Source organism: Vibrio sp. B1Z05 (genome assembly GCF_052955985.1).
This window is the reverse complement of record NZ_CP130463.1, coordinates 597,633-619,542: the sequence shown is the minus strand read 5'-3', so window position 1 is coordinate 619,542 and position 21,910 is coordinate 597,633. Positions and strand designations below refer to the sequence as shown.

20 protein-coding genes are annotated in these 21,910 nt (G+C 44.2%); 9 read left to right on the top strand and 11 right to left on the bottom strand.

All coding sequences use genetic code 11. The features are described 5' to 3' along the window. Window positions 1-112: 112 nt before the first annotated feature. Window positions 113-415, bottom strand: a complete 303-nt coding sequence (locus tag QV280_RS02920; RefSeq protein WP_152821536.1) for a BolA family protein — start codon at window positions 413-415, stop codon at window positions 113-115. Window positions 416-623: 208 nt separating this feature from the next. On the opposite strand from QV280_RS02920, the gene QV280_RS02915 reads away from it, so the two are divergent. From QV280_RS02915 to QV280_RS02900, 4 genes are all read left to right on the top strand, one after another. Then, window positions 624-1,760, top strand: a complete 1,137-nt coding sequence (locus QV280_RS02915) for a methyltransferase (RefSeq protein WP_152821534.1) — start codon at window positions 624-626, stop codon at window positions 1,758-1,760. Window positions 1,761-1,849: 89 nt separating this feature from the next. Beyond that, window positions 1,850-2,425: a YajG family lipoprotein gene (locus tag QV280_RS02910; RefSeq protein ID WP_152821531.1), complete on the top strand. Its 576-nt coding sequence runs from the start codon at window positions 1,850-1,852 to the stop codon at window positions 2,423-2,425. Continuing rightward, window positions 2,422-2,967, top strand: a complete 546-nt coding sequence (locus QV280_RS02905) for a peptidylprolyl isomerase (protein WP_152821529.1) — start codon at window positions 2,422-2,424, stop codon at window positions 2,965-2,967. The genes QV280_RS02910 and QV280_RS02905 overlap by 4 nt, the downstream gene beginning before the upstream one ends. Window positions 2,968-3,041: 74 nt before the next feature. Then, on the top strand, window positions 3,042-4,427 hold the full coding sequence (locus QV280_RS02900; protein WP_152821527.1) for an AmpG family muropeptide MFS transporter: 1,386 nt from the start codon (window positions 3,042-3,044) through the stop codon (window positions 4,425-4,427). A 119-nt stretch (window positions 4,428-4,546) separates the two neighbouring features. Here the strand turns inward: QV280_RS02900 and QV280_RS02895 are convergent, their stop codons facing one another. The 3 genes from QV280_RS02895 to QV280_RS02885 form a co-directional block, all read right to left on the bottom strand. Continuing rightward, complete coding sequence (locus tag QV280_RS02895) at window positions 4,547-5,215, bottom strand: ChrR family anti-sigma-E factor (RefSeq protein ID WP_152821525.1); 669 nt, start codon at window positions 5,213-5,215, stop codon at window positions 4,547-4,549. Further along, on the bottom strand, window positions 5,212-5,814 hold the full coding sequence (locus tag QV280_RS02890; protein WP_152821523.1) for a sigma-70 family RNA polymerase sigma factor: 603 nt from the start codon (window positions 5,812-5,814) through the stop codon (window positions 5,212-5,214). The genes QV280_RS02895 and QV280_RS02890 overlap by 4 nt, the downstream gene beginning before the upstream one ends. Window positions 5,815-6,142: 328 nt before the next feature. Beyond that, a complete protein-coding gene (locus QV280_RS02885) occupies window positions 6,143-6,715 on the bottom strand; it encodes an LON peptidase substrate-binding domain-containing protein (protein ID WP_152821520.1) in 573 nt (190 codons plus the stop codon). 284 nt (window positions 6,716-6,999) lie between these two features. Between QV280_RS02885 and QV280_RS02880 the strand changes: the two genes are divergently transcribed. Continuing rightward, window positions 7,000-7,806: a nucleoside-specific channel-forming Tsx family protein gene (locus QV280_RS02880; protein ID WP_152821518.1), complete on the top strand. Its 807-nt coding sequence runs from the start codon at window positions 7,000-7,002 to the stop codon at window positions 7,804-7,806. A 62-nt stretch (window positions 7,807-7,868) separates the two neighbouring features. Here the strand turns inward: QV280_RS02880 and QV280_RS02875 are convergent, their stop codons facing one another. Both QV280_RS02875 and QV280_RS02870 read right to left on the bottom strand, forming a co-directional pair. Continuing rightward, the gene (locus QV280_RS02875; RefSeq protein WP_156916982.1) at window positions 7,869-8,801 is read right to left on the bottom strand and encodes an IS3 family transposase; all 933 of its coding nucleotides are present in this window, start codon (window positions 8,799-8,801) and stop codon (window positions 7,869-7,871) included. Continuing rightward, a complete protein-coding gene (locus tag QV280_RS02870) occupies window positions 8,708-9,325 on the bottom strand; it encodes a helix-turn-helix domain-containing protein (RefSeq protein WP_447026261.1) in 618 nt (205 codons plus the stop codon). The genes QV280_RS02875 and QV280_RS02870 overlap by 94 nt, the downstream gene beginning before the upstream one ends. 80 nt (window positions 9,326-9,405) lie before the next feature. Between QV280_RS02870 and panE the strand changes: the two genes are divergently transcribed. Genes panE through csdA form a run of 3 tightly spaced genes read left to right on the top strand, consistent with a single transcriptional unit; the run spans window position 9,406 to window position 12,096 of the window. Next, entirely contained in the window at window positions 9,406-10,290 is an 885-nt protein-coding gene (panE, locus tag QV280_RS02865; protein ID WP_152822604.1) for a 2-dehydropantoate 2-reductase, read from the top strand. Beyond that, entirely contained in the window at window positions 10,287-10,892 is a 606-nt protein-coding gene (locus tag QV280_RS02860; RefSeq protein WP_152822601.1) for a DJ-1 family glyoxalase III, read from the top strand. The genes panE and QV280_RS02860 overlap by 4 nt, the downstream gene beginning before the upstream one ends. Next, on the top strand, window positions 10,885-12,096 hold the full coding sequence (gene csdA, locus QV280_RS02855) for a cysteine desulfurase CsdA (protein ID WP_367869625.1): 1,212 nt from the start codon (window positions 10,885-10,887) through the stop codon (window positions 12,094-12,096). The genes QV280_RS02860 and csdA overlap by 8 nt, the downstream gene beginning before the upstream one ends. A 29-nt stretch (window positions 12,097-12,125) precedes the next feature. Here the strand turns inward: csdA and csdE are convergent, their stop codons facing one another. The 3 genes from csdE to mltA form a co-directional block, all read right to left on the bottom strand. Continuing rightward, window positions 12,126-12,551: a cysteine desulfurase sulfur acceptor subunit CsdE gene (gene csdE / locus QV280_RS02850; protein ID WP_023405139.1), complete on the bottom strand. Its 426-nt coding sequence runs from the start codon at window positions 12,549-12,551 to the stop codon at window positions 12,126-12,128. Between the two features lie 16 nt (window positions 12,552-12,567). Further along, window positions 12,568-13,377, bottom strand: a complete 810-nt coding sequence (gene tcdA / locus QV280_RS02845) for a tRNA cyclic N6-threonylcarbamoyladenosine(37) synthase TcdA (RefSeq protein WP_023405138.1) — start codon at window positions 13,375-13,377, stop codon at window positions 12,568-12,570. 102 nt (window positions 13,378-13,479) lie between these two features. Beyond that, the gene (gene mltA / locus QV280_RS02840) at window positions 13,480-14,580 is read right to left on the bottom strand and encodes a murein transglycosylase A (protein ID WP_152822599.1); all 1,101 of its coding nucleotides are present in this window, start codon (window positions 14,578-14,580) and stop codon (window positions 13,480-13,482) included. A gap of 199 nt (window positions 14,581-14,779) precedes the next feature. Between mltA and argA the strand changes: the two genes are divergently transcribed. After that, window positions 14,780-16,099: an amino-acid N-acetyltransferase gene (argA, locus tag QV280_RS02835; RefSeq protein ID WP_152822596.1), complete on the top strand. Its 1,320-nt coding sequence runs from the start codon at window positions 14,780-14,782 to the stop codon at window positions 16,097-16,099. A 15-nt stretch (window positions 16,100-16,114) separates the two neighbouring features. Here the strand turns inward: argA and recD are convergent, their stop codons facing one another. Both recD and recB read right to left on the bottom strand, forming a co-directional pair. Next, complete coding sequence (gene recD / locus QV280_RS02830) at window positions 16,115-18,274, bottom strand: exodeoxyribonuclease V subunit alpha (RefSeq protein WP_152822593.1); 2,160 nt, start codon at window positions 18,272-18,274, stop codon at window positions 16,115-16,117. Then, a complete protein-coding gene (gene recB / locus QV280_RS02825; RefSeq protein WP_152822590.1) occupies window positions 18,271-21,858 on the bottom strand; it encodes an exodeoxyribonuclease V subunit beta in 3,588 nt (1,195 codons plus the stop codon). The genes recD and recB overlap by 4 nt, the downstream gene beginning before the upstream one ends. Window positions 21,859-21,910 lie beyond the last annotated feature (52 nt).

The window sequence follows — 21,910 nt, the reverse complement described above, 5'->3', positions numbered from 1 at the left end:
AACACGGCAGTAACATTAATTTTATGAATTAAAGGCTACTTTGTGAACGATCGGTGAAATGTAACAATTGTTACTGTTTTTTTAGTGAGCTTTAAGATAGAGCATTGCCCCTTTAATGGCCTCCTCCCATACAATCTGGGGAGCTAGGGAATGCTTGTTGCTTCCATTCTTCTTTTGTCAGTGTATGCATTGAAAGTGCATGTAACCCCTCACCAAACTCATCGGTAAGAGCTTCATTCACTAGACGATGGCGGGCAACTAATCTTAGACCCGCAAATTTATCACTGACAATAACGACCTTAAAATGACTTTCAGAACCTTCCGGTACATTATGTTTGTAGCTCTCGTTGATAACTTGTAAGTGATACGGAGAGAAGTAAAAATCCAATTTTTTCTCAATTTTCTGCTGTCGCATGCTATCTCTCTATGTTGATACGTTTATGAATATAGATACTAAACGTATAGTGCTTTTATCATCCTGTACAATTTACTACGAAAAACAAACCAAATTAAACTAGAACACTCCCTCTATTCTAAAACAGAACAATAAGTTAATTCGCAAAAATAGCGCTAATTTGCGACAATAGACCAAGTTTAGGATCACTTTTTTAACATTAATAATCATGAAAACAGAGCTCGTACTGCACGACCAACTATTTACTCTTCACAGGTACCCCAAAAGGGCTAGTGAAACACTGCAAGCTTGGGATGCAGGAGATGAATATGTCATTAAGCATTTTATTGAAACACCCTTACCATTAGGCTCTAAAGTTTTAATTTTAAATGACAATTTTGGTGCTTTAAGCTGCTGGTTTTCTCGTGAGCATCAGGTATACCTGCAAACCGACTCACTCATCAGTCAAAAAGGTGCACAGCAAAATCTGCTGCTAAATCAATGCAATGCTATTACTTTGTTACGCTCAACAGAGGCAATACCTAGCGATATTGACGCTGTCATCATGCAATTGCCTAAAAGTAATCGATTTCTTACATGGCAACTGCATCAACTTAAAACGCGCTTAAACGTCGATACTCCTGTGGTTGCGGTCAATAAAGCCAATGCCATTCATACCTCAACGCTAAAGTTATTTGAAAAACACCTTGGGGAAACCCGCACCTCTCTGGCATGGAAAAAGCATCGCTTAGTCTTTAGTCAAGTAGGTCATCAAGCAGCGCCGGCAGTGGACGAAAAAACCACCTGGGATGTACCTGAGCATAAGATGCAGCTAAACAACTTAGCCAATGTCTATTCAGGAGAGAGTTTAGATTTGGGAGCACGCTTTATACTTGAGCACCTTCCACAAGATTCAAAGCATAAAAACATTATCGACTTAGGCTGCGGGAATGGCGTGTTATCGATCAAATTAGGTCGAAACAACCCTCTTTCTACCATTACCAGTGTTGATGAAAGTTTCATGGCGGTGGAATCGGCGCGAATGAACGTCACCGCCAATGTAGAGCATCCAGAACGCTACACCTTTATTGCCAATAATTGTCTCGATGACTTTACAAAGGACAGCTACGATCTGGTGGTGTGTAACCCACCCTTCCACCAACAAAACACCGTAACGGATCACATTGCATGGCAAATGTTTTGTGATGCGCATAATGTCCTAGAACCTGCTGGAGAATTATTGGTTGTAGGTAATGGTCACTTAGGTTATTTGGCTAAACTGACACGCTTATTTGGCAAAGGCCGAGTTAGCGTGGTAGCCAGTAATAAGAAGTTTGTGATTCTTTCGGCAAAGAAAGCCTCTTGAAAATCAATCAACTAACGTTATAACACCGAGGCTTATGCTACCCTCGGTGAAGTACTTTATTTTTCACTATGTTATTAAGGGAACTATCAATGAAACATTTGCTGATTATTGCTTTTTCAGCCCTTATATTGAGCGGTTGTGCTAGCCCAACTGACCAACAACTGAATTTCACCCCGCAAGCTGATAGCAGTCAAGTGACTATCAACGAACCAAAAACGTTAAGCCTGAGCACGACTGACGTGCGCACAGCTCAATACTTAGCATTAGTAACAAAAGATCATGATAAGGCGATGCCTATTCATGCCAAACAAAATGCAAGAATCGCATTAAACAATGCCATGCAGTCTATTTTACAGTCGCAAGGCTTCGTGATTGCCAACAATAGTGACAACAGCGTACAAGTTGAACTGCAAGAAGCTTTGGTTCGCGTAAAATCGTCTACTTTTAGCAACCAAATGGATGCCAAAGTCACCTTAAAAGTGACCGCAGAAACCCCAACAGGAAAATTTGTTAAAACCTATTCTGGCAGTGCCAAAGGTGATAACTCAATGGGCGCTTCTAACGAACAAATCGAACATATGCTTAATCACGTATCTAAGCTAGTGTTAAATGACATTGCCAACGATGTTGAACTTATCAATTACATGCAGGAGAAATTTCAATGAGCCGATTACTACTTGTAATCTGTGCGCTATTTAGTGCGTCAGTATTTGCCAATACCAAGGTGGTATTTGAAACAACCTTAGGTCACTTTACTATTCAGCTCAATGAAGAAAAAGCCCCTCTAAGTAGCGCTAACTTCCTTCGTTATGTAAAAGATGGCAGCTATGAAGGCACTATTTTCCATCGCGTTATTCCTGGCTTTATGGCTCAAGGTGGTGGTTTTGATGAGAATATGACTCAAATTAAAACCTACGGCCCTATCAAAAACGAAGCTAGCAATGGTCTAAAAAATAAAACCGCTAGTGTGGCAATGGCTCGCACCAATAACCCTGACTCAGCAACCCGTCAGTTTTTCATTAACTACTCTGACAATGAATTTTTAAACTACTCATCATCTAACCCAGGCTATGCGGTATTTGGTCAAGTGGTTGAAGGCTTCGATGTTGTGAAAAAAATGGCGAGTCTGCCAACCAAAAGCAATGGTTTCATGAAAGATATCCCAGCAACGCCTATCGTTGTCACTAAAGTGACAATTCAAAAATAAATCCCCTATATAGTTATCCTAAGGTGAACGCAGAGCGAGTGGCTCTGCGTTACGTATGAGTAAAAGGAAAGAAAATGACGGATAAGATGTCTTGGGGTGAGACCTTTAAAAGTTACCTTGATAAGCGCTTGCTTTGGGTGTTTATGTTGGGTTGCTCAAGTGGTTTCCCTTGGGTGCTGATTGGCTCTAATATGTCAGGATGGCTAAAGGATGCTGGGCTCAGTCGCGCCGCTATTGGCTATTTTGGCTCAGTGTTTGTGGTGTATGCCATTAACTTTATGTGGGCCCCTTTGGTTGATAGGGTAAAACTGCCTATTTTGCATCGCCTATTAGGTCAGCGCCGCTCTTGGATCTTCTTATGCCAAGCCATTATGTTGGTTTGTACACTGGCTATTTCTGGGGTTGATCCCGCTAAAAGTCTGATGTTTACCTCAATGCTCGCCTTAGGTATCGCGATTGCATCCTCCACTCAAGATGTGGCAATTGATGCCTACCGTATTGATAGCTTTTCTAAAAGTGAAGCCTCAAAACTTCCTCAAGCATCGGCAATGGCCGTTGTGGGATGGTGGACAGGTTATTCTCTTCCTGGTTACTTGGCGTTCGTCAATGCCGACAGCATAGGATGGAACGGCGTCTATTTGGGAATGACCGCAATTGTGGCACTGCTGATGGTGTTCACTCTGTTTACCAAAGAGCCAAAAACCGCACGTAGCCAACTGCAATCGGAAGCAGAACAACGCCACAGCAAAGTGGTAGGTTCGCCAGTTGTAGCATGGTTTAGTGTGACCTTGATTGAACCTTTTGCTGATTTTTTCCGACGCAATGGCGTTCGAGTTGCAATCACCTTATTGCTGTTTGTCTTTCTATTTAAAATTGGGGAAGCCTTCCTTGGTCGTATGTCGATTCCTTTCTATAAAGAAATCGGCTTTAGTAACGAACAAATTGGCGACTATTCCAAACTGATTGGTTGGGGAGCAACCATACTGTTCACCTTTATTGGCAGTATGTTTAACGTTAAGTTTGGCATTGTAAAAGGCTTAATGATTGGCGGTGTGGCGATGGCATCGAGCAACCTAATGTTTGCTTGGATTGCTCAATCAGGCCCAAATGAAACGCTATTTTTGGCCACTATCATTGTCGATAACTTTACCACCGCATTCTCAACGGTAGCCTTTGTGTCATTTTTGACCGTGCTGACTGGACAAGCATTCTCAGCAACCCAATATGCCCTGCTTGCCTCACTCGGTAACTTAGGCAGAACCACCTTAGCCTCTTTTAGTGGTGAACTGGTTGATTACTTAAATGATTGGTCGATGTTCTTTATCATCACCGCTGCCATGGTGATTCCAAGCTTAATTATGCTTTATTCGCTACGAGGTTATTTTAATAAGGTATTAGAAAAGGCTCACCAGCGGGGTTTAGATGATGAGCAGCAATATAATGACTCTCAAAACCAGTAATCCGGTTAGGTGTCGTTAAATAAAACGCTCACATAACAACAGGCCACACGATCGTTAGATGTGTGGCCTGTTTTATTATTACTTGCTGTTATGCATACCGACTATGTACAGTGCGCAGGTTAAGGGTACATACCACGCCCAAACATATTGAATATGCGAGCGGCACCTTGAGTAAATATCATTGTATCGCTTAATAGCGTTAGGCATAAACAATCTTGCCCTTCATCGGTGCGCGGCGCGTGCTTTATAGAGGCATCCGCCACCGTAAAGTCGCCTTCCTTATACTGACCTATCTCATCATGAAACCGCCCATGCAATACCAGTGTGGTTTCAATACCCTTGTGCGTGTGCTGAGGAACTTGAACTCCACCAGTGATATACAGCAAACTCAAACGCTCTTGCTCACCAATATCAAGCTGTGCGGTGTACACCTTGCCACCATAGCTCTTCCATTCACTTAATCTTTGACTCACATTCTGCAAAGATTGAGGCAAGGAAAACTGCTTACCATTTACCTCGATAGTCACCGCAGGCTTAGCCACTTTCATATCAGGCTTTCTGTCTAGCGAAATAATATCGTTAAACATGGCTTCCATATCGGCTAGCTCTAATTCAACCTCAGGCTCTACATCTATCAAAGATTGCGAGGCAAGTTCTTCAAATTCTTGCACCTTGCTTTGGCAGTGAGGACACATTTCCAGATGCGCGGCTAGAGTGACGCCATTACAAGCATCGATAGTGCCGCTGGCATAGGCTTTCAACAACTCGTTACTTGGATGATGTTTCATACTTGTTCCGCCCTTATCGTATCCTTAAGCTTCTCAACGGCCAGTCTCAGACGAGACTTTACCGTACCGAGAGGAATATCAAATTTATCAGCCACATCTTGATGAGGTAATTCATCCAGATAAATCGCTTTAATCACTTCTTTTTGTTTGATCGGTAACGTATCTAGATAACGAACTATCTGCTCTCGTAGCATGTCTCTTTCAGGTGAATACTGGTCAACTAAGTCTGGCGGGCAATAATCATCAGGCCAAATATCTTCTGAATGGATATGCAGCTCTCGACCTTTTTGCTTACGCAGCAGATCAAAACAAAGGTTTCTGGCAATGGTGTAAATCCATGTTGATAAGGCACTTTTACTGCCATCAAACAAGTGTGATTTTTGCCAAACTGTTGCCAGTGCTTCTTGCACTAACTCCATAGCCACTTGTTCATTTCCTACATGCTTATACGCAAATTGCTTTAACCGCGGCGAAAAATGTTTAAACACTTTCGCAAACGCAGCTTTATCGCCTTGCTGTACCTTATCCATGCATTCATTCCACTCTGCCCGAGTAGGGTTTGAGACCTTGGTTTGTAATGATACGGTTAACGATTCCATGGTTCACCTTTCACAGTTAGAGAGTGGTAACTAAAGACCCCCTCTCTCAAATTTGTTCGAGAACCTAAATGACCTATTTGTCTATTGGTTTCTATACGTCACAGTTTATCTACGCAAGTTTGTCCTCATTGGATCACTATTGATTAAACATAAATTCATTCAATGCCCATCACAGCAACTTAGTACCCAACAATAATTGACAACAACTGCTCTATTGATGAGTTCGATAGGTATAAGTATATGCCACCAACCAATAAAGGTAGGTGAAAGAGCATATCCTCGTGAGTTTCTTTAGTTATTGAGCTTTTGGGTTATTGAGCTTTTTGGCTTACTGAGCCTCAATGGCTTGGCAAAGAAACTTTACTGCTTCCTCACAATCAGTTTGAGAGATCAGGTGCTCAAACTGATCTTGCTCCATAGGCAACAGCTCTAACCAGCGTTGACTGACCCATGTCGCATCATCAAAGAAGCAGTGTGAGTAGAGGTTTTTTATTTCAGGAAAGCGTTGATAGACTCTTTGCAATTGTTCACTAATGTAAGTGTTATCTTGTGAAAGTTGCTGGCTTTGCCAGTTATCAAGGTATTCAACCTCGCCACAACGCAAACCATCAAACTCACTCCAAACCCTCTTCACTCTAAAACGGCGAGTGCCGACGATAGTGATCCCAAGAAAACCATCCGCTAATTGTTCAAAATCGACAATTTGAGCCAATGTACCGACTTGTGAGATATTTTTCGGCGATGAGGCGCTACTCTCATTAATCACGCAAACACCAAACCCCTCACCCGCGCGACAGCAATCACTGATCATACGTTTATAGCGAGGCTCAAAGATTCTTAAATTCATTTTTCCCTCAGGTAACACCATAGAACTTAAAGGAAATAACTTTATACAGGGCATAGTTTACTCTCTGGTTTTATATCCTAAACTAATACGTAAGAGAGACTAATTAGATCAAAAACCGTAAAAACAAGTAACTTGAAAAAGTTCCCTTAAAAATGCCATATGAATAAGAAACGATCGTTAAAATTGCATTTATGTGATCTTGATCACTGACTTGTGTCGTTTTTTTGCCGTATTGCACTTTTATTTGTGCGTGAGATCTCTATTATTCTGTCGAAGGAAACCCACGCTATGGAATAGCAAAATCCATTTACCGCACACTTTTTAGAGTACCCATTATTATGCGTAAATCACTTTTAACTCTTGGCCTACTAGCGGCTACCTCAGCTCCAGTTCTTGCAGCTGATTACACAGACGGTGACATCCACAAGAACGACTATAAGTGGATGCAATTCAACTTAATGGGCGCTTTTGATGAGAAGCCTGGTAATTCAAGCCATGATTACCTAGAAATGGAATTTGGCGGTCGCTCTGGGATCTTCGATCTTTACGGCTATGTTGATGTATTCAACCTTTTAACTAGCCCTAGCTCTGATAAAGCCGATGCAAGTAGCAAAGTATTTATGAAATTTGCTCCGCGTATGTCTTTAGATGCATTGACTCATAAAGACCTATCATTTGGTCCAGTTCAAGAGTTATACGTTGCGTCACTAATTACGTGGGATGGCGCAACAAACACAGTTGACCCATATGCGGTAAACCAACAAAAAATCGGTTTAGGTTCTGATGTAATGGTGCCTTGGCTTGGTAAAATTGGCCTAAACTTCTACGGCAACTACGATTCAAACCTTAAAGATTGGAACGGTTATCAAGTGTCGACGAACTGGTTTAAACCTTTCTTCTTCTTTGAAAATGGTACATTCCTTTCATACCAAGGTTACATTGATTACCAATTCGGCATGAAAGAGAAATACTCTTCAGCGAGCAACGGCGGCGCAATGTTCAACGGTCTATACTGGCACTCAGATCGCTACGCAGTGGGTTACGGCCTTAAACTTTATAAAGATGTGTACGGTATTAAAGACGGTAACAACGGTTTGGTAAGCTCAGGCGTAAGCCACTACGTTGCTGTCACTTACAAGTTCTAATAGAACTTAAAGTGGTAAAAAAGGCGCATTTTGAAGTGACCCCTTAAAGTTGGACATTTCTGTTAAGCTGCTTTCAAGGCCTGATTTCGATACTCTATCGGAGTCAGGCCTTTTAATTTCACTTTAATTCGTTTGGTATTGTAGTACTCGATGTATTCGTCAATATGAGCTATCAGATCATCGGCATCTTCAAAGTACTGGTTGTGGTACATTTCTGTTTTCAGCAAGGCAAAGAAATTCTCTGCAACTGCATTATCTAGACAGTTTCCTTTCCGTGACATGCTCTGCGTTAAGCCACTTTCAGATAGTTTTTTCTGATATTTCTTATGCCTATATTGCCACCCTTGATCGCTATGAACGATTGGTTTAGCGTTTTCATCTAAAGTCGCAACCGCATCTGTCAACATGTCAGTTACCAGAGGTAGACGTACATTTTTTGCGACCTTATAAGCCACAACTTCCTGTGTGAACAGATCAACGATGGGTGATAGATAGACTTTCTGCTGTTTAACTTTAAACTCAGTGACATCCGTTACCCACTTCTCATCTGGCTTCGTCGCTTCAAAGTCTCGTTCAAGAACATTAGGGGCCACAGTCCCCACTTCTCCTTTGTAAGAGCTGTACCGTTTTGGTCTGACGGTAGACTTCAAGCCTAGTTGACCCATGAGCCGTTGAACCGTTTTGTGGTTAAGCATAACACCCTGTCTTCGTAGCTCTAAGTGAATACGACGATACCCATACCTGCCTTTATGCTCATGGTAAATTTGCCCTATTAGATCCTTTTCATCTTGATACTGTTCGGTGTCGTTATCTGCCTTAGCATGATAATAGAAAATACTTCTCGCTAATTTTAAGGCATGCAAGAGGTATTTTAGTGGATAACGGCTTTTAAGAGCTAGAGCTACGTTCGCTTTTTCTTTGTTCGGCGATGCTTTTCCTGCTCCAGCTCCTCTAACTTTTTTAGAACAGCATTCTCGGCTCGTAAGTAGGCTAATTCCTCTTTTAGCTCCTCTAGCGTCTTTTCATCATCACTTTTTTGTTTGATAAAAGGGTGCTTACTCATTGGTGGTTGTCCTCTGCTACGTTCAAGCCCCTGAATACCATATTGTTTGTACTGTTTAAGCCAAACGGAGAGTGTTCCAGGGGAGGAAAAATTTAATACCGCACTAGTGTGGTTAATAGACCAGCCATTCGTCCACATTTTTTTTAACGCATGCAACTTGGTTTGAGCATTTTTAGCAAAATCATGAGGCTTAAACGAATCAGAACCATGAATCTCAAACACTTTTCCCCAGTAACGTATTATGGGTGGTGCAATGGAGTAGGTGTGAGAAAGATCGTGAGATGAACACTCACCCAGTAAAAATTGTTTAGCGACCGCACACTTGAATGCTCGGCTATATTTGGACATAAAAAGACCCCCAATAATCGGTGTCCAACTATTGGGGGTCAGTTCACTTTGCGCCTTTTTTAATGTCGTGAATTCGCCAATAAATGCATTTCCGAGTATCCTAGCCATGAATTTGTGTCCTTGGTTCTTATCTGTGTATTTACTCCTTGAAATACACATGACTATGGGCATTTAGACTGGAGAATGGTTTGAATATTAGTATCCTTGGCGTTGGTGCCATTGGTTCGCTGTGGGCGTGTTATCTACACAATGCGGGTCACAATATCTCTTTGTGGAGCAGAGACACAGCGCCTAGCATATCGCTGTCATTTGCGCAGCAAGCCCCTATTCAATTTCGCGCCAACCAAATCTCGGATATGAATAATGCCGATTTAGTAATTGTGGCAGTCAAAGCATGGCAGGTAGAGCAAGCTCTATTGCCCATTATTCCGCATCTCAAAAAAGGCTGTTGCGTGCTTTTTACCCACAATGGTATGGGCGCTGTCGATCCACTGTTAGCGCAACTGTCTGAGCACCCCGTGTTATTTGCTACCACCACTCACGGCGCACTCATAGATAATCAGTCTAAAATTCAACATACGGGACAGGGACAAACAATCGTCGGCGCTCTCAACGAGAGTGGCACATTGCTATCAGCACAAATAGTCCCTATGTTAGATCGTGCCCTTGCACCAGTATCTTGGGACGATAATATTCAACAAGCTCTGTGGAACAAACTGGCGATTAATTGCTGTATCAACCCATTAACCGCCATCCATAATTGCCGTAACGGCGAGCTTGCGCAAAGTGAGACTTTGGCTCTCATACAAGCACTTTGTGTGGAAATTAGTGAAGTGATGACCGCTGAAGGACTGACTTGCGATAGCGATGCACTGTTTGCCAAAAGTCAGCAGGTTATCCAAGCCACCAGCGCAAATTTCTCGTCAATGCATCAAGACATTCAACATCAGCGTCGTACCGAGATCGACTATATTACCGGATACTTACTCCAGCGTGCCAAAGCACAGCAGATTTTAACGCCGTACAATCAAACGCTTTATCAACAGATCAAACAAAAAGAGGCTCAGCAATGACCATTAAGGCCTTAGTACCCATAGCTCCGGGCACTGAAGAGATGGAAGCCATTACCATCATTGATGTTTTAATTCGTGCTAACTACCAAGTAACGGTAGCCAGCGTTGATCCTGAAGGTGCACTGACCTTTAAAGGTTCGCGTGGCATTGTGCTCACCGCAGAGGTGAAACTTGTAGATGTAGCCGATGAAGAGTTTGATGTTATTGCGATGCCCGGCGGCGTTGGCGGCGCTGAGGTTTTCCAACAAAGCATACTGTTGGTCGAAATGATCAAACAGCAACAATATGATGGCAGACTCAATGCCGCTATTTGCGCGACACCAGCTCTGGTATTACAGCACCATCAGCTGTATCCAAAAGCCTTGATGACGTGTCATCCACATTTTAAATCGCACATCCCGAAAAATAATTGGCGAGATAAACGCGTCACCTACGATCAACTGAATAAGCTGCTAACTAGCCAAGGACCCGCAAGTGCCTTTGAGTTTGCAATCGAGCTCGTTATTTTACTGTCAGGTAAGCCCTTTGCTTGGAGTGTTGCCGAACCTATGGTGCCACTGCCAAATCTTCATTACTTCGATTTAGGAGCTAAAGGTGTTTGATATTCAAGCAATTCGAGCCCAATTTCCTGCATTGCAGCAACAAGTAAACCAACAACCTTTGGTGTATCTTGATAGCGCTGCCACCACCCAAAAACCGTTGCAGGTTATCGATACGATTAGCCTCTACTATTCACAGCACAATGCCAATGTACACAGAGGCACGCACAGCTTAACAGCCAGTGCCACCAGCGCCTTTGAACAAGCTCGTGAGAATGTGCGCACTTTCATTAATGCCAGCTCTCATAAAGAGATTGTATGGACGCGCGGCGCCACCGAAGCCATCAATTTGATTGCACAAACGTATGCCAGAAACACGCTACAAGCGGGTGATGAAATTCTGGTCAGTGAAATGGAGCACCACGCCAATATTGTTCCTTGGCAAATTGTGGCGGAGCAAACTGGCGCTAAAGTCGTAAAGATCCCGATGTTGGACGATTGCACTTTAGATCTTGAAGCTTTTCAAGCACGCCTTAATCACAACACCAAGATCTTAGCCATTGGCCAAGTTTCTAATGTCACTGGGACTCATCACCCTGTAAAACAGATGATCAAACTGGCTCGCCAATTTAATACGGTTGTCGTACTTGATGGCGCGCAAGGTATTGTTCACGAGGCGGTTGATGTGCAGGCGCTGGATTGTGATTTTTACGTCTTTTCTGGTCACAAACTGTATGCGCCAACGGGTATTGGCGTGTTATACGGCAAACTGGCTTTACTTGAGGCGATGCCACCTTGGCATGGCGGCGGCAAAATGGTGCAAAAGGTTAGCTTCTCTGGCACTTCATTTAGTGAGCTTCCCGGAAAGTTTGAGGCGGGTACGCCTAATGTAGCCGGCGCTTTAGCCCTCTCTAGCGCGATTGATTGGTTAACCAGCATCAATCATGCCGAGGCAGAGCAACATGTGCAGGCGTTGCAACACAAAGCTTACCAAGCCATTTCAAAAATTGAAGATATTGAGGTTGTCGGTTATCAAGCAGGGGCCAGTATTTTGAGCTTTATTATGCCGGGAGTGCATCATGAAGATATTGCGACCTTACTCGATCAACAAGGCATTGCGCTACGCGCGGGACACCACTGCGCTCATCCACTGATGGATAGCTTAGGTATAAAGGGAACGGTGCGCATCTCTTTTGCTGTGTATAACAATGAGCAAGAAGTGGATGCGCTCATTGCGGCTCTAACTAAGGCCGTTGATATGCTGTAGCGGCTTGTCAATAATCGCTAAAGTTAAACCTATGCGCTGAGTGTTTTAATTTGCTCAACAATTGCTTTAAGCCCATTGCCTCGCGATGGGCTTAAATGTTGGATCAAACCCAGTTTTTCAAAATAGTCATCGATATCAAATTGCTGAATTTGTTGACTGTTTTTGCCATTACATACCGTCAGTACCAAGGCAATCAAGCCGCGCACAATGCGCGCGTCAGAGTCAGCACAAAACTGCCAAACTCCGTCAACTTGCTTACCTACCAACCATACTTGGCTTTCACAACCTGCCACTAACACTTGCTCAGCTTTTAGCTCATCGGGCATTGCTGGTAATTGCTTACCCCACAAGATCACCTGTCGATAACGCTGCTCCCAACCTTGGCATTGTTGCATCTGCGCAAGGATATCCTGTTCAAGAATGGTGCTGCCAAACGGGTTTTCTGGGTATGTCATGATAAGTAGACCTTAATTACGCGCTGTGTTTTTCAATCAATTTGGCAATGATACGCGACACTGCGACAAAACCAAAGGTGGCCGTCACAACGGTAGCCGCGCCAAAGCCAGTCGCACAATCCATTCGCTTAGGGCCTTCGGCTGTAGCTTTCACCGCGCAGACGCTACCATCGGCTTGCGGGTATTTAAGGTGTTCTGTAGAAAAGACGCAATCGATGCCAAACTTGCGCTTTGGATTCTTGCTAAAGTTATGAAAACGGCGCAATTGATCTTTGATTTTCTTCGCGAGCGGGTCTTGCACTGTCTTGCTCAGATCCGCCACACTGATTTGTGTTGGGTCGACCTGACCACCCGCGCCACCGATAGTGATCACTTTAATTTTGTTGCTACGACAATAGGCCAACAATGAAGTCTTCGCTTTAACGCTATCAATGGCATCTAATACGTAGTCGTATTCTTTACTCAGATATTCAGATTGATTTTCTGGGCCAATAAAGTCATCTATCAGATTCACTTTACACTCAGGGTTAATCAGCGCGACACGCTCTGCCATCACTTCAATTTTGCTCTTGCCCACAGTGCCACTCATAGCGTGAATTTGACGGTTGATGTTAGTCACGCACACATCGTCCATATCAATTAGGGTTAGCTCACCCACGCCACTGCGCGCCAGCGCTTCTACTGCCCAAGAGCCCACACCACCAATACCAATCACACATACGTGCGCGGCACGTAAGATTTCCACTTCGCTATTTCCATACAGGCGACGCGTACCGCCAAAACGTTGGTCATAGGATTCGGATGCTGGGGTGGTTAATTCTCGCATGAGCTTTATCTCTGAACTGTAAACAACAAGAGTGCGTTTTATACGCACTCTTGTGTTTAATGTCTAGTCTTTGCCGTGTTTAGGCTGACTTGTAAAATCGAATCACTCTTTCCCTTTTGGCAATTGCCAAGGGTTGGCGGTGACTGAGTTTTCTAAGCCTAATTTCCAGACACGGCCAAAGTGCTTGTAGTGCCCTGACTGTACGCCTGCTCGCGCGCCCATTCCATGATAGAGGTCGAGATGATTTTGCTTCACTGCACCACCGGTATCTAACACCAGTAATAAACGTAGTGCGTGCGTACCAGACCATGTGCCATCGGCATTGAGCAAAGGCACTTCAGCTAAAATTGGCGTGCCCATAGGTAGCCAAGATCTGTCCCCTGCCACTGCTGCCATTGGCAATAAAGGAATGCCTGCCGAACCGCGCACCGCTAAATCATCTTTCGGGGCGAAGAACACATAAGAAGGGTTTTGCTCTAATAGCTCTTTTACTGTCTCTTCATCGTTTTCCGACACCCACTGTTTAATCGCTTTTAAAGACATGTCTTTGCGCTCGACTAAACCGCGCTCAATTAAGATGCGTCCGATACTGACGTAAGAGCGATTGTTTTTCCCCGCATAAGCAAAATACTGCATGCTGTTGTCATCGCCAAAATGAACAAAGCCACTGCCCTGCACTTCCATTAAAAATGGGTCAATCATATTGGCCGCATAACCAAGTTCTAACCCTTTGCCCGTTAATGCCCCATCATAGATTTGAGCACGCGTAGGACATTGGCTGCTGCAACTTGGCTTACCGTAAACAGGGTATTTATAGGTTTGATCAGGAACATGACGTAATTCGATGACCGGAGAAAAATATCCGGTAAATAGCACATTCCCTTTATTGTCTCCGCCACGCATCTGCGCACTTTGTACGCCAAAACGTTCAAGGTCGGCAGGATCTCCACTTTGCAATGCCCACTCAGAAAGGTGTTGGTACAACTCTTGATACTTAGCCGCCATGGAAGGTGAGTTATCTAGCACCTGCTTAGCCTGCGCATCAAACGAGTTTAAATCTCGAAATGCATTACTATTTATGGTTTTAGTTTGCGTAAGAGGCTGAGTAAATTCTTGGTCAAAATATTGCTGACCATTATCAGTATTCTGGGCACAGCCCGTTAATAGGATCGCAACGGCAAAGAATGGAATAAATTTGTGCATAGGATGGGTTTTATATCCTTAATTAAACCTTAGAAAGTCAGAATGACAAACTCACATGCTTTACGCAATGCTTGTTAAAGAAAACACACACATTAAATCTAGAAGTGTTATTGCATTCTTTTAATATAGAGTCATTTAAACAGTTGCAATCATATAAATACGCATTATTATTGTATAAAAATTCACATCAGAGTTGGTTATGTCTCGTAGTACTGAACTGGTCAAAGGATTTCGGCAATCCACCCCATATGTAAATGCTCACCGTGATAGCACTATGGTTATCTATCTCTGTGGTGATGCGTTAAGCCATGATAATTTTCCTAATATCGTCAGCGATATTGCGCTACTGCATAGCCTTGGCGTGAAGCTGGTATTGGTGCATGGCGCTCGCCCGCAAATAGACCAACGCCTCAGCTTACAGTCCTTATCTTCCCCTTATCACAAAGGGGTTAGGATCACTGAGTCAACGACCTTACCGCATGTCATGCAGGCATCAGGGCAATTGCAGCTCGCCATTACCGCTCACCTCTCTATGAGTCTCAACAACACGCCTATGGCGGGAAACCAACTCAACGTGGTCAGCGGTAACTTTGTGATTGCGCAGCCATTAGGTGTGGATAACGGAGTGGATTATCAACACAGTGGACGAGTACGCCGCATTGATGTTGAAGGTATCAACCGCGCGCTTGAGCAAGAGTCGATAGTATTAATTGGCCCAGTGGCAGGCTCCGTTACAGGCGAGTGTTTTAACTTAGTATCAGAACAAATTGCCACTCAAGTGGCGATAAAACTAAAAGCGGACAAACTGATTGGCTTTAGCTCAGATCAAGGTTACATCAAACCGAATGGTGAAGTGGCCGCAGAGCTGTTCCCACACGAGCTAGAAAGCATCCTACAACAAGGCATGCCAGGCAATGCCCCTATCACTGAACGCTTCTTGCAAGCAGCGGTAAAAGCCTGTGAAAAAGGCGTACAGCGCAGTCACCTTGTGAGCTACCTTGATGATGGTGCTTTAATACAAGAGCTATTCTCTCGTGATGGTATCGGTACACAAGTTGTGATGGACAGCGCCGAGCAAGTGCGCATTGCCACCATTGACGACATTGGCGGTATTTTAGACTTGATTGAACCGCTAGAAAGTGAAGGCATTTTAGTGCGTCGCTCTCGCGAACAGTTAGAGCGAGAAATTGAGCGATTTACTATCATAGTCAAAGATCAGCTCATCATTGGTTGCGCTGCGCTCTATCCTTACGTTGAAGATCAAATGGCCGAAATGGCCTGCGTAGCTATTCACTCTGACTATAGAGATGGCAACCGCGGCGTGCATTTATTAGAGCACATGAAGCATCAAGCCTATGCGCTCGGAATCAAACAGCTGTTTATTTTGACCACCCGCAGTTTGCATTGGTTTAGAGAGCAAGGTTTTGCTGAAATTGATCTAGAGGCACTGCCGATTAAAAAGCAGGACCTCTATAACTTCCAACGAAAATCAAAAATCTTAGCGCTGGATATCAACTAAGACATCTCGCACCCACTAGCTATCTGTTTGCAAACGTTGCGACAGATGGCTACTTCTTGCGGTTTTTTGCTTGATAGCGCGCTGCATAATACCAACATCAGCATACACACTCAGACGATTCTTGGCGCGCGTCACACCGGTATAAAATAACTCTCTGGTCAGTATCGGTGTCATCGTTTTCGGCAGTAACAATAACGTATAGTCAAACTCACTGCCTTGCGATTTATGAATAGTCATTGAATATGCGGTTTCATGTGGCGGTACGCGACTTGGAAGCACGCCTTTTACGCTGCCATCAGGCAGTTCAAAATACACTTTCAATCTCGGCTCTTGTAAGCTTTCATCCAACAAACAAATGCCAATATCACCATTATACAAATGCTGACTGTGATCGTTACTATTGACCATCACAGGCCTTCCTATGTACCAAGTATCTCTATCCGCAGCAATTAAGGCTTTCCGTGCTAATACTTTTTCGATATTAGCATTGGTGCCTTCTACTCCAAACTCACCTTCTCTGACCGCGCACAGCAAGCGGGTTTGAGCGAAACTTTGCAACACAGTGCGCGCAAATGCAGACATACTTAACGTGCCATTTTGCTCAAATCTAAGGTTTAAGTACTCTTTATAGCGAGTCGCTAAAGTATCAATCAATTGCGCGTAACGCTCACTATTAACCTCAAAGTGCTCGATATCTTGATATTGACTGGCAAACACCTCTGTCGCTTTACTGCTGCTACCTGAGTTGATTGCTCGCGCTAACTGACCTACGCCAGAGCGACTGTGAAAACGAAAGCTCTTTTGCAATACACACAAGCTATCACTAATAGCCGTGCCCACATAAGGCGATGCTGGCAGTTGATAGCCGGTTAACTTATTTAGAAGTTCGCTATGCGCCGCGCTGTAACCTTGTCCGCCAAGTTGACAAATATCACCTAATACCGCCCCAGCCTCTACAGATGAAAGCTGATCTCTATCACCCAGTAATATCAAACGCGCGTTCGCTGGCAGTGCGTTGAGCAATTTGAACATCATAGGCAAATCGACCATGGAAGCTTCATCGAGAATCAATAAATCTAAATGCAACGGATTCTTGGCATTGTGTTTAAATTCAGTGCGATTAGGAATAGCGCCAAGCAAGCGGTGTAATGTGCTGGCAGAGGTGGGGATTTTTTCTTTTATCTCCGGTGATACGGGCAAGGAATCAATGGCTTGTCCGATAGATTCAGTCAAGCGCGCCGCTGCTTTTCCCGTTGGCGCAGCAAGCTTGATATCAAGTTCCACTTCACTTGAGGCCACCAGCGCGGCTAACAATTTAGAGACAGTGGTGGTTTTGCCCGTACCCGGGCCCCCTGAAATTACACAAAAGCGGCGCGTAAGCGCAGTAGCGGCGGCCACTTTCTGATGGTTTAAACACGCACTTAACGGTATATATTCATTTAATACTTCAAGGTCGCTGGCTGACTTAGCACTGCTGGCAATCGCCACCAGTTTGTCCAATGCAATGTCAGCGGTGTCCACCACATCCAAAGACTCGCAAATAGCTCGATGAATTTGCGCATCACTGGCATTAGCTTTTTTAAGCGTTTGAATATCTTTAAACAGATAACTTAACTGCCATGTGAACAATTGATCTAACTGCAATCTCAGCACAGATAATTGCTGCACATCCATCGCGATAGGCTCTGCGTATTCCAATAGCTTTTGTGCCAGAGCCCCTTCAAAGTGCCAATATTTTTGCAAATACAAACTGCCAAATTCAAACACTAACGGTAAGCGCATAGCTTGTTGAAAATCTTGTGCGACTAAGCTTGATTTAGTGAGTTCATCCGCCCAATCACAGACAAGTAATTGCGGGTCAAAAAGTGACTCAAGTTGTGTCACGCCAAAGGATTTTAATGGATTCCAAGCATTGCTAATCGGTAAGCATGAATTACCTTTGCTGAGCTCGTAGCTCACCGCGCATACCATCACCGCAACATGCGCCGCTGATGCGGTTTTTTCTTGCTCGGCAAAAAACTTAGCCAACTGAAAATCAATGTCGCGCACCATGCCCACACCAGCCATGACGTGTAACCAATCTAGCCAGCTTTTCTGGCGGTATTTACTCAATTGCTCTGGCGCAATCTCGGCCACATTGAGCACTTCTGGAAGGCTTTCATTCGACGCTATCATTTTATTGCCTCCTCACCACGAATATGAGCATCTAATTCATTGAGCATAGGTAACGATGGTTTCGCGGAAAATACCCCGTATTCACCACTGCCATCCATGCCACGTAAAAACAAATAGAACACACCACCAAAATGCGTTTCATAGTCGTAGTCTGCAATACGACTACTTAAAAAGCGATGCAGTGCCAATGCATAGATTTGATACTGGGCATCATAGCGATGATCTAACATCGCTTTGTGCAAATTACTTTGATGGTAATCTTGCGCCAAATCGCCTAAATGGTTGGATTTCCAATCAAGGACGTAATATTTACCTTGATGCTCAAACACCAAATCAATAAAGCCTTTTAGCATCCCTTCCACAGGAGCAAAACCAAGATCGCCTGCTTGAGCCGTTAGCGGGTCATGCTGATGGGTAATGGCATTAAATCGCGGCGCAGAGAGAAGCTCTATCGGCAATAAAAACTCCATTTCTACCAACCTTTGCTGAGGGTTTTTATCGCACAATCTCATGCCCTGACCATCAAGGTCGGTCGAGAGCACTTTATCGACCATATCTTGCAATACGGGTAGCCATTCTTCTTCTAACTGCTCTTTGATTATAAGCTGACGGATCACTTCACTGTTTTTGTCGCTAAATGCCGACTGGGTATATTCCACTTCTTCAAACAAGGTATGTAAAAACGTGCCCGGACGGGCGCCACGCGGAAAATTAAACATGCTCTTTTGCATAAGGTCGAGCATTGGGGCTTGATCCTGCGAGGCGTCCACATCTAAGGTCGTATCCAGCCAAATACTGTCGTCTTTATGCGCATGACCATGCCCTTGCTTAACCAAGCCTGAATAACTGGTCATCCGCCAGCGCCAATCAATTTGTTGTTGCATTTTATTGGCTTCAAGCAAAGGCGCATCTTGTTCAATTGGAATGTAACAAGCGTCATCAGGGGCAATGGGGTCACATACGGTAATGGATGGGTATTTATCTTCCAACTGACTTAATGCAGCGCTCAGCGCCGAGGCATCTTGCTCTTCGCCTCCTTGTAGCAAATAGCCAATGGAGCTCAAATGGGTCATCACCTTTTTACTGCGACCGTCTTTGAGCGCCGCCACGCCAAGATAACAAGAGTACACAGCGCGAGTCACCGCTACATAAATAAGGCGCAGATCTTCCGCTAGACGCTCTTTATCCGATAACGCAATTCCCTCTTCATTATTGTCGAGATCAAAGCGGGTGCATTGTTGCTCGGCATCGTAATACAAGGCTTTATCGCTCTTGCGACAGGCACTGACAAAGGGCACAAAAATAATGTCGTATTCTAGCCCTTTCGATTTATGAATAGTGACTACTTGCACTAAGTTGCGCTCGGACTCTAAGCGCTGTTTCTGCTCATCACCTGACTCACCATCGTATGCCTCATCAATAGATTCAGAAAACCAACGCAGTAATGCATGATCACTTTCTAGCTCTGCTGAGGCTTGTTGCAATAACTCGGCAAGGTGCATTAAATCAGTCAGCACTCGCTCACCGTGTGCCTGTTTTTGCAATCGCTGAGCTAATTCTCGGTGCTGAATAAGCTTGCGGATCATTGGCATGATCCCAGACTTTAGCCATAGCTGACGATAGTCACTGAACTCTTGGCTAAGCAATTCCCAATATTGCTCATCTTGGTTTAATCGTTCTAAATCAAATAAGGAAAGATCAAACAGGGAACTGGCCGCCGCAGTGCGCAATGCTCGGTCATTTTCGTAATTTAAAGCGCCTTGCAAAAATAGCATCACATCGCAGGCCACAGGACTGGCAAAAACGCTTTCTCGGTTAGACAAATAAACGCTGGCTACGCCTTTTTCCGACAACGCTTGTCGCACTAGGCTTGCCTCTCTACCTGTGCGCACCAATACCGCGATATTTCCAGCTTGAATCGCCTTATCTTTTGCGCTGTGTAGCAGTGCATTGCCTTGATCTGAAGCGCTTAATAGTCGCTGTATTTGAGTGGCGGTCGACTGCGCCATAGTGTGGTTATAACTGCCTTTGGCTACGCCGCCCTCTTCTTGCTGTTGATGCCAAACTGTCATCGCCGGCTGAGTTTCACCATGCAAAGACCACGATTTTTTGTCCGCACCTGGGCTAGGTAGCACTGAGGTAAACGGAATATCATCGTTGTAAATAAATGGCGCTTCTGACTCGACAAACAGCGCATTACTGGCTTCAACCATCTGCTCACTTGAGCGCCAGTTTGTCGTAAGATTAAAGTGCGAAGTCACTTCATTACGAGCGCGAATATAGGTAAAGATATCCGCGCCGCGAAAGGCGTAAATTGCCTGTTTAGGATCGCCAATCATAAATAACCCGCACTCCGGGTGATCTAAGTACAAATGACTAAATATGTTGTATTGCTGAGGATCGGTATCTTGAAACTCATCGATCATAGCAATCGGATAAAGCTGGCGAATTCGCTCGGATAACAAATCTTCTTCGTCGGCTTGCAAAGCATGATCTAACTGACTGAGAAGATCATCAAAAGAGAGCTTTTGCTGCTGGCGTTTGGCTTTTTGTAACTCTGCTCGGCATTCAGGGATCGCATTGCCTAGAATAGCCAGTTTAACCTCTAATTTAGGCAGTTGATAAAATGCCTCTAGCTGATCAAATATCGCATGTTCTGGCGCTTGTTTGCCTTCTTTGGTTTTAGCTTGCAAAACACTGCTACAAAAGCGCTCTAAACAATCTGGCATGCCAAGAGTGCTAGGCGTAACCTCTGCCCAACTGTCCCCTTGTGAAATCCAATTTGGTACGTTTCTTTTGTTATAAGGATTTTTGGTAATTCCAGAATCTGCAATTAATTTTTCTAGCTCTGAGCTTACCGCAAGCCAATCACGCTTTAACTCATCAATCAGCGCGACTCTTTGTGCGTACAAGGCTTCTAAATCACCGCTTTGCGCTTGAGAGTGAATATACACTTCATTACCACTAATAAAGCGGTCAAGCTCGGCAAGTAGGTCGTGAGGGTGACGCCAGTGACTGCGAATTTCCGCTACCATAGCTTCATTCATTTGATAAAAATGGCGTCGCCAGTAGTCTGATACCACTTGCGCTTTCAGCTGACTTTCATCTTGGATAAATTGATTTTTAAATCGACTGCCTGATTCAAAGGCATTTTGCGTAAGCATGCGCTGACAAAAGCCATGAATGGTAAATACGGCGGCTTCATCCATTTGCCTTTCTGCGGCCAGTAATAACTCACAAGCTCTGTCTCTATCTTGAGTTTGTTCAAGTAGCGGTTTGATCACAGGATCATCACTCACCCCTCGGCTAAACGCGACTCTTGCTTGGTGTATACGTGCGCGAATACGATCTTTTAATTCGGCGGTCGCCGCTTCGGTAAAGGTCACGACCAGAATTTGTTCAACATTAAGTGGCTTGTTGTGGGCCTGACCATTGTCGCCATGACCTAACAATAGTCGCAGATAAAGCCCTGCAATCGTAAATGTTTTGCCGGTGCCAGCCGAAGCTTCAATAAGACGTGCCCCATGCAAAGGGAATGTCATTGTCTCAAGTGGCGCAGGAATTATGTTCGTGACCTCTGTCATGGTGAACCCTATCTAAATATGTGACCAATGTTATGAAATGAGCTATCGCCTT

Bases quoted from the DNA above. Each gene is read 5' to 3' on its own strand.
- QV280_RS02870 (WP_447026261.1), bottom strand. From the start codon at position 9,325: ATGGCTAGGATACTCGGAAATGCATTTATTGGCGAATTCACGACATTA.
- argA (WP_152822596.1), top strand. From the start codon at position 14,780: ATGTCTCGTAGTACTGAACTGGTCAAAGGATTTCGGCAATCCACCCCA.
- QV280_RS02920 (WP_152821536.1), bottom strand. From the start codon at position 415: ATGCGACAGCAGAAAATTGAGAAAAAATTGGATTTTTACTTCTCTCCG.
- QV280_RS02915 (WP_152821534.1), top strand. From the start codon at position 624: ATGAAAACAGAGCTCGTACTGCACGACCAACTATTTACTCTTCACAGG.
- QV280_RS02905 (WP_152821529.1), top strand. From the start codon at position 2,422: ATGAGCCGATTACTACTTGTAATCTGTGCGCTATTTAGTGCGTCAGTA.
- QV280_RS02895 (WP_152821525.1), bottom strand. From the start codon at position 5,215: ATGAAACATCATCCAAGTAACGAGTTGTTGAAAGCCTATGCCAGCGGC.
- QV280_RS02910 (WP_152821531.1), top strand. From the start codon at position 1,850: ATGAAACATTTGCTGATTATTGCTTTTTCAGCCCTTATATTGAGCGGT.
- QV280_RS02885 (WP_152821520.1), bottom strand. From the start codon at position 6,715: ATGCCCTGTATAAAGTTATTTCCTTTAAGTTCTATGGTGTTACCTGAG.
- QV280_RS02890 (WP_152821523.1), bottom strand. From the start codon at position 5,814: ATGGAATCGTTAACCGTATCATTACAAACCAAGGTCTCAAACCCTACT.
- tcdA (WP_023405138.1), bottom strand. From the start codon at position 13,377: ATGCGAGAATTAACCACCCCAGCATCCGAATCCTATGACCAACGTTTT.
- csdE (WP_023405139.1), bottom strand. From the start codon at position 12,551: ATGACATACCCAGAAAACCCGTTTGGCAGCACCATTCTTGAACAGGAT.
- QV280_RS02880 (WP_152821518.1), top strand. From the start codon at position 7,000: ATGCGTAAATCACTTTTAACTCTTGGCCTACTAGCGGCTACCTCAGCT.
- QV280_RS02860 (WP_152822601.1), top strand. From the start codon at position 10,287: ATGACCATTAAGGCCTTAGTACCCATAGCTCCGGGCACTGAAGAGATG.
- recB (WP_152822590.1), bottom strand. From the start codon at position 21,858: ATGACAGAGGTCACGAACATAATTCCTGCGCCACTTGAGACAATGACA.
- QV280_RS02900 (WP_152821527.1), top strand. From the start codon at position 3,042: ATGACGGATAAGATGTCTTGGGGTGAGACCTTTAAAAGTTACCTTGAT.
- recD (WP_152822593.1), bottom strand. From the start codon at position 18,274: ATGATAGCGTCGAATGAAAGCCTTCCAGAAGTGCTCAATGTGGCCGAG.
- mltA (WP_152822599.1), bottom strand. From the start codon at position 14,580: ATGCACAAATTTATTCCATTCTTTGCCGTTGCGATCCTATTAACGGGC.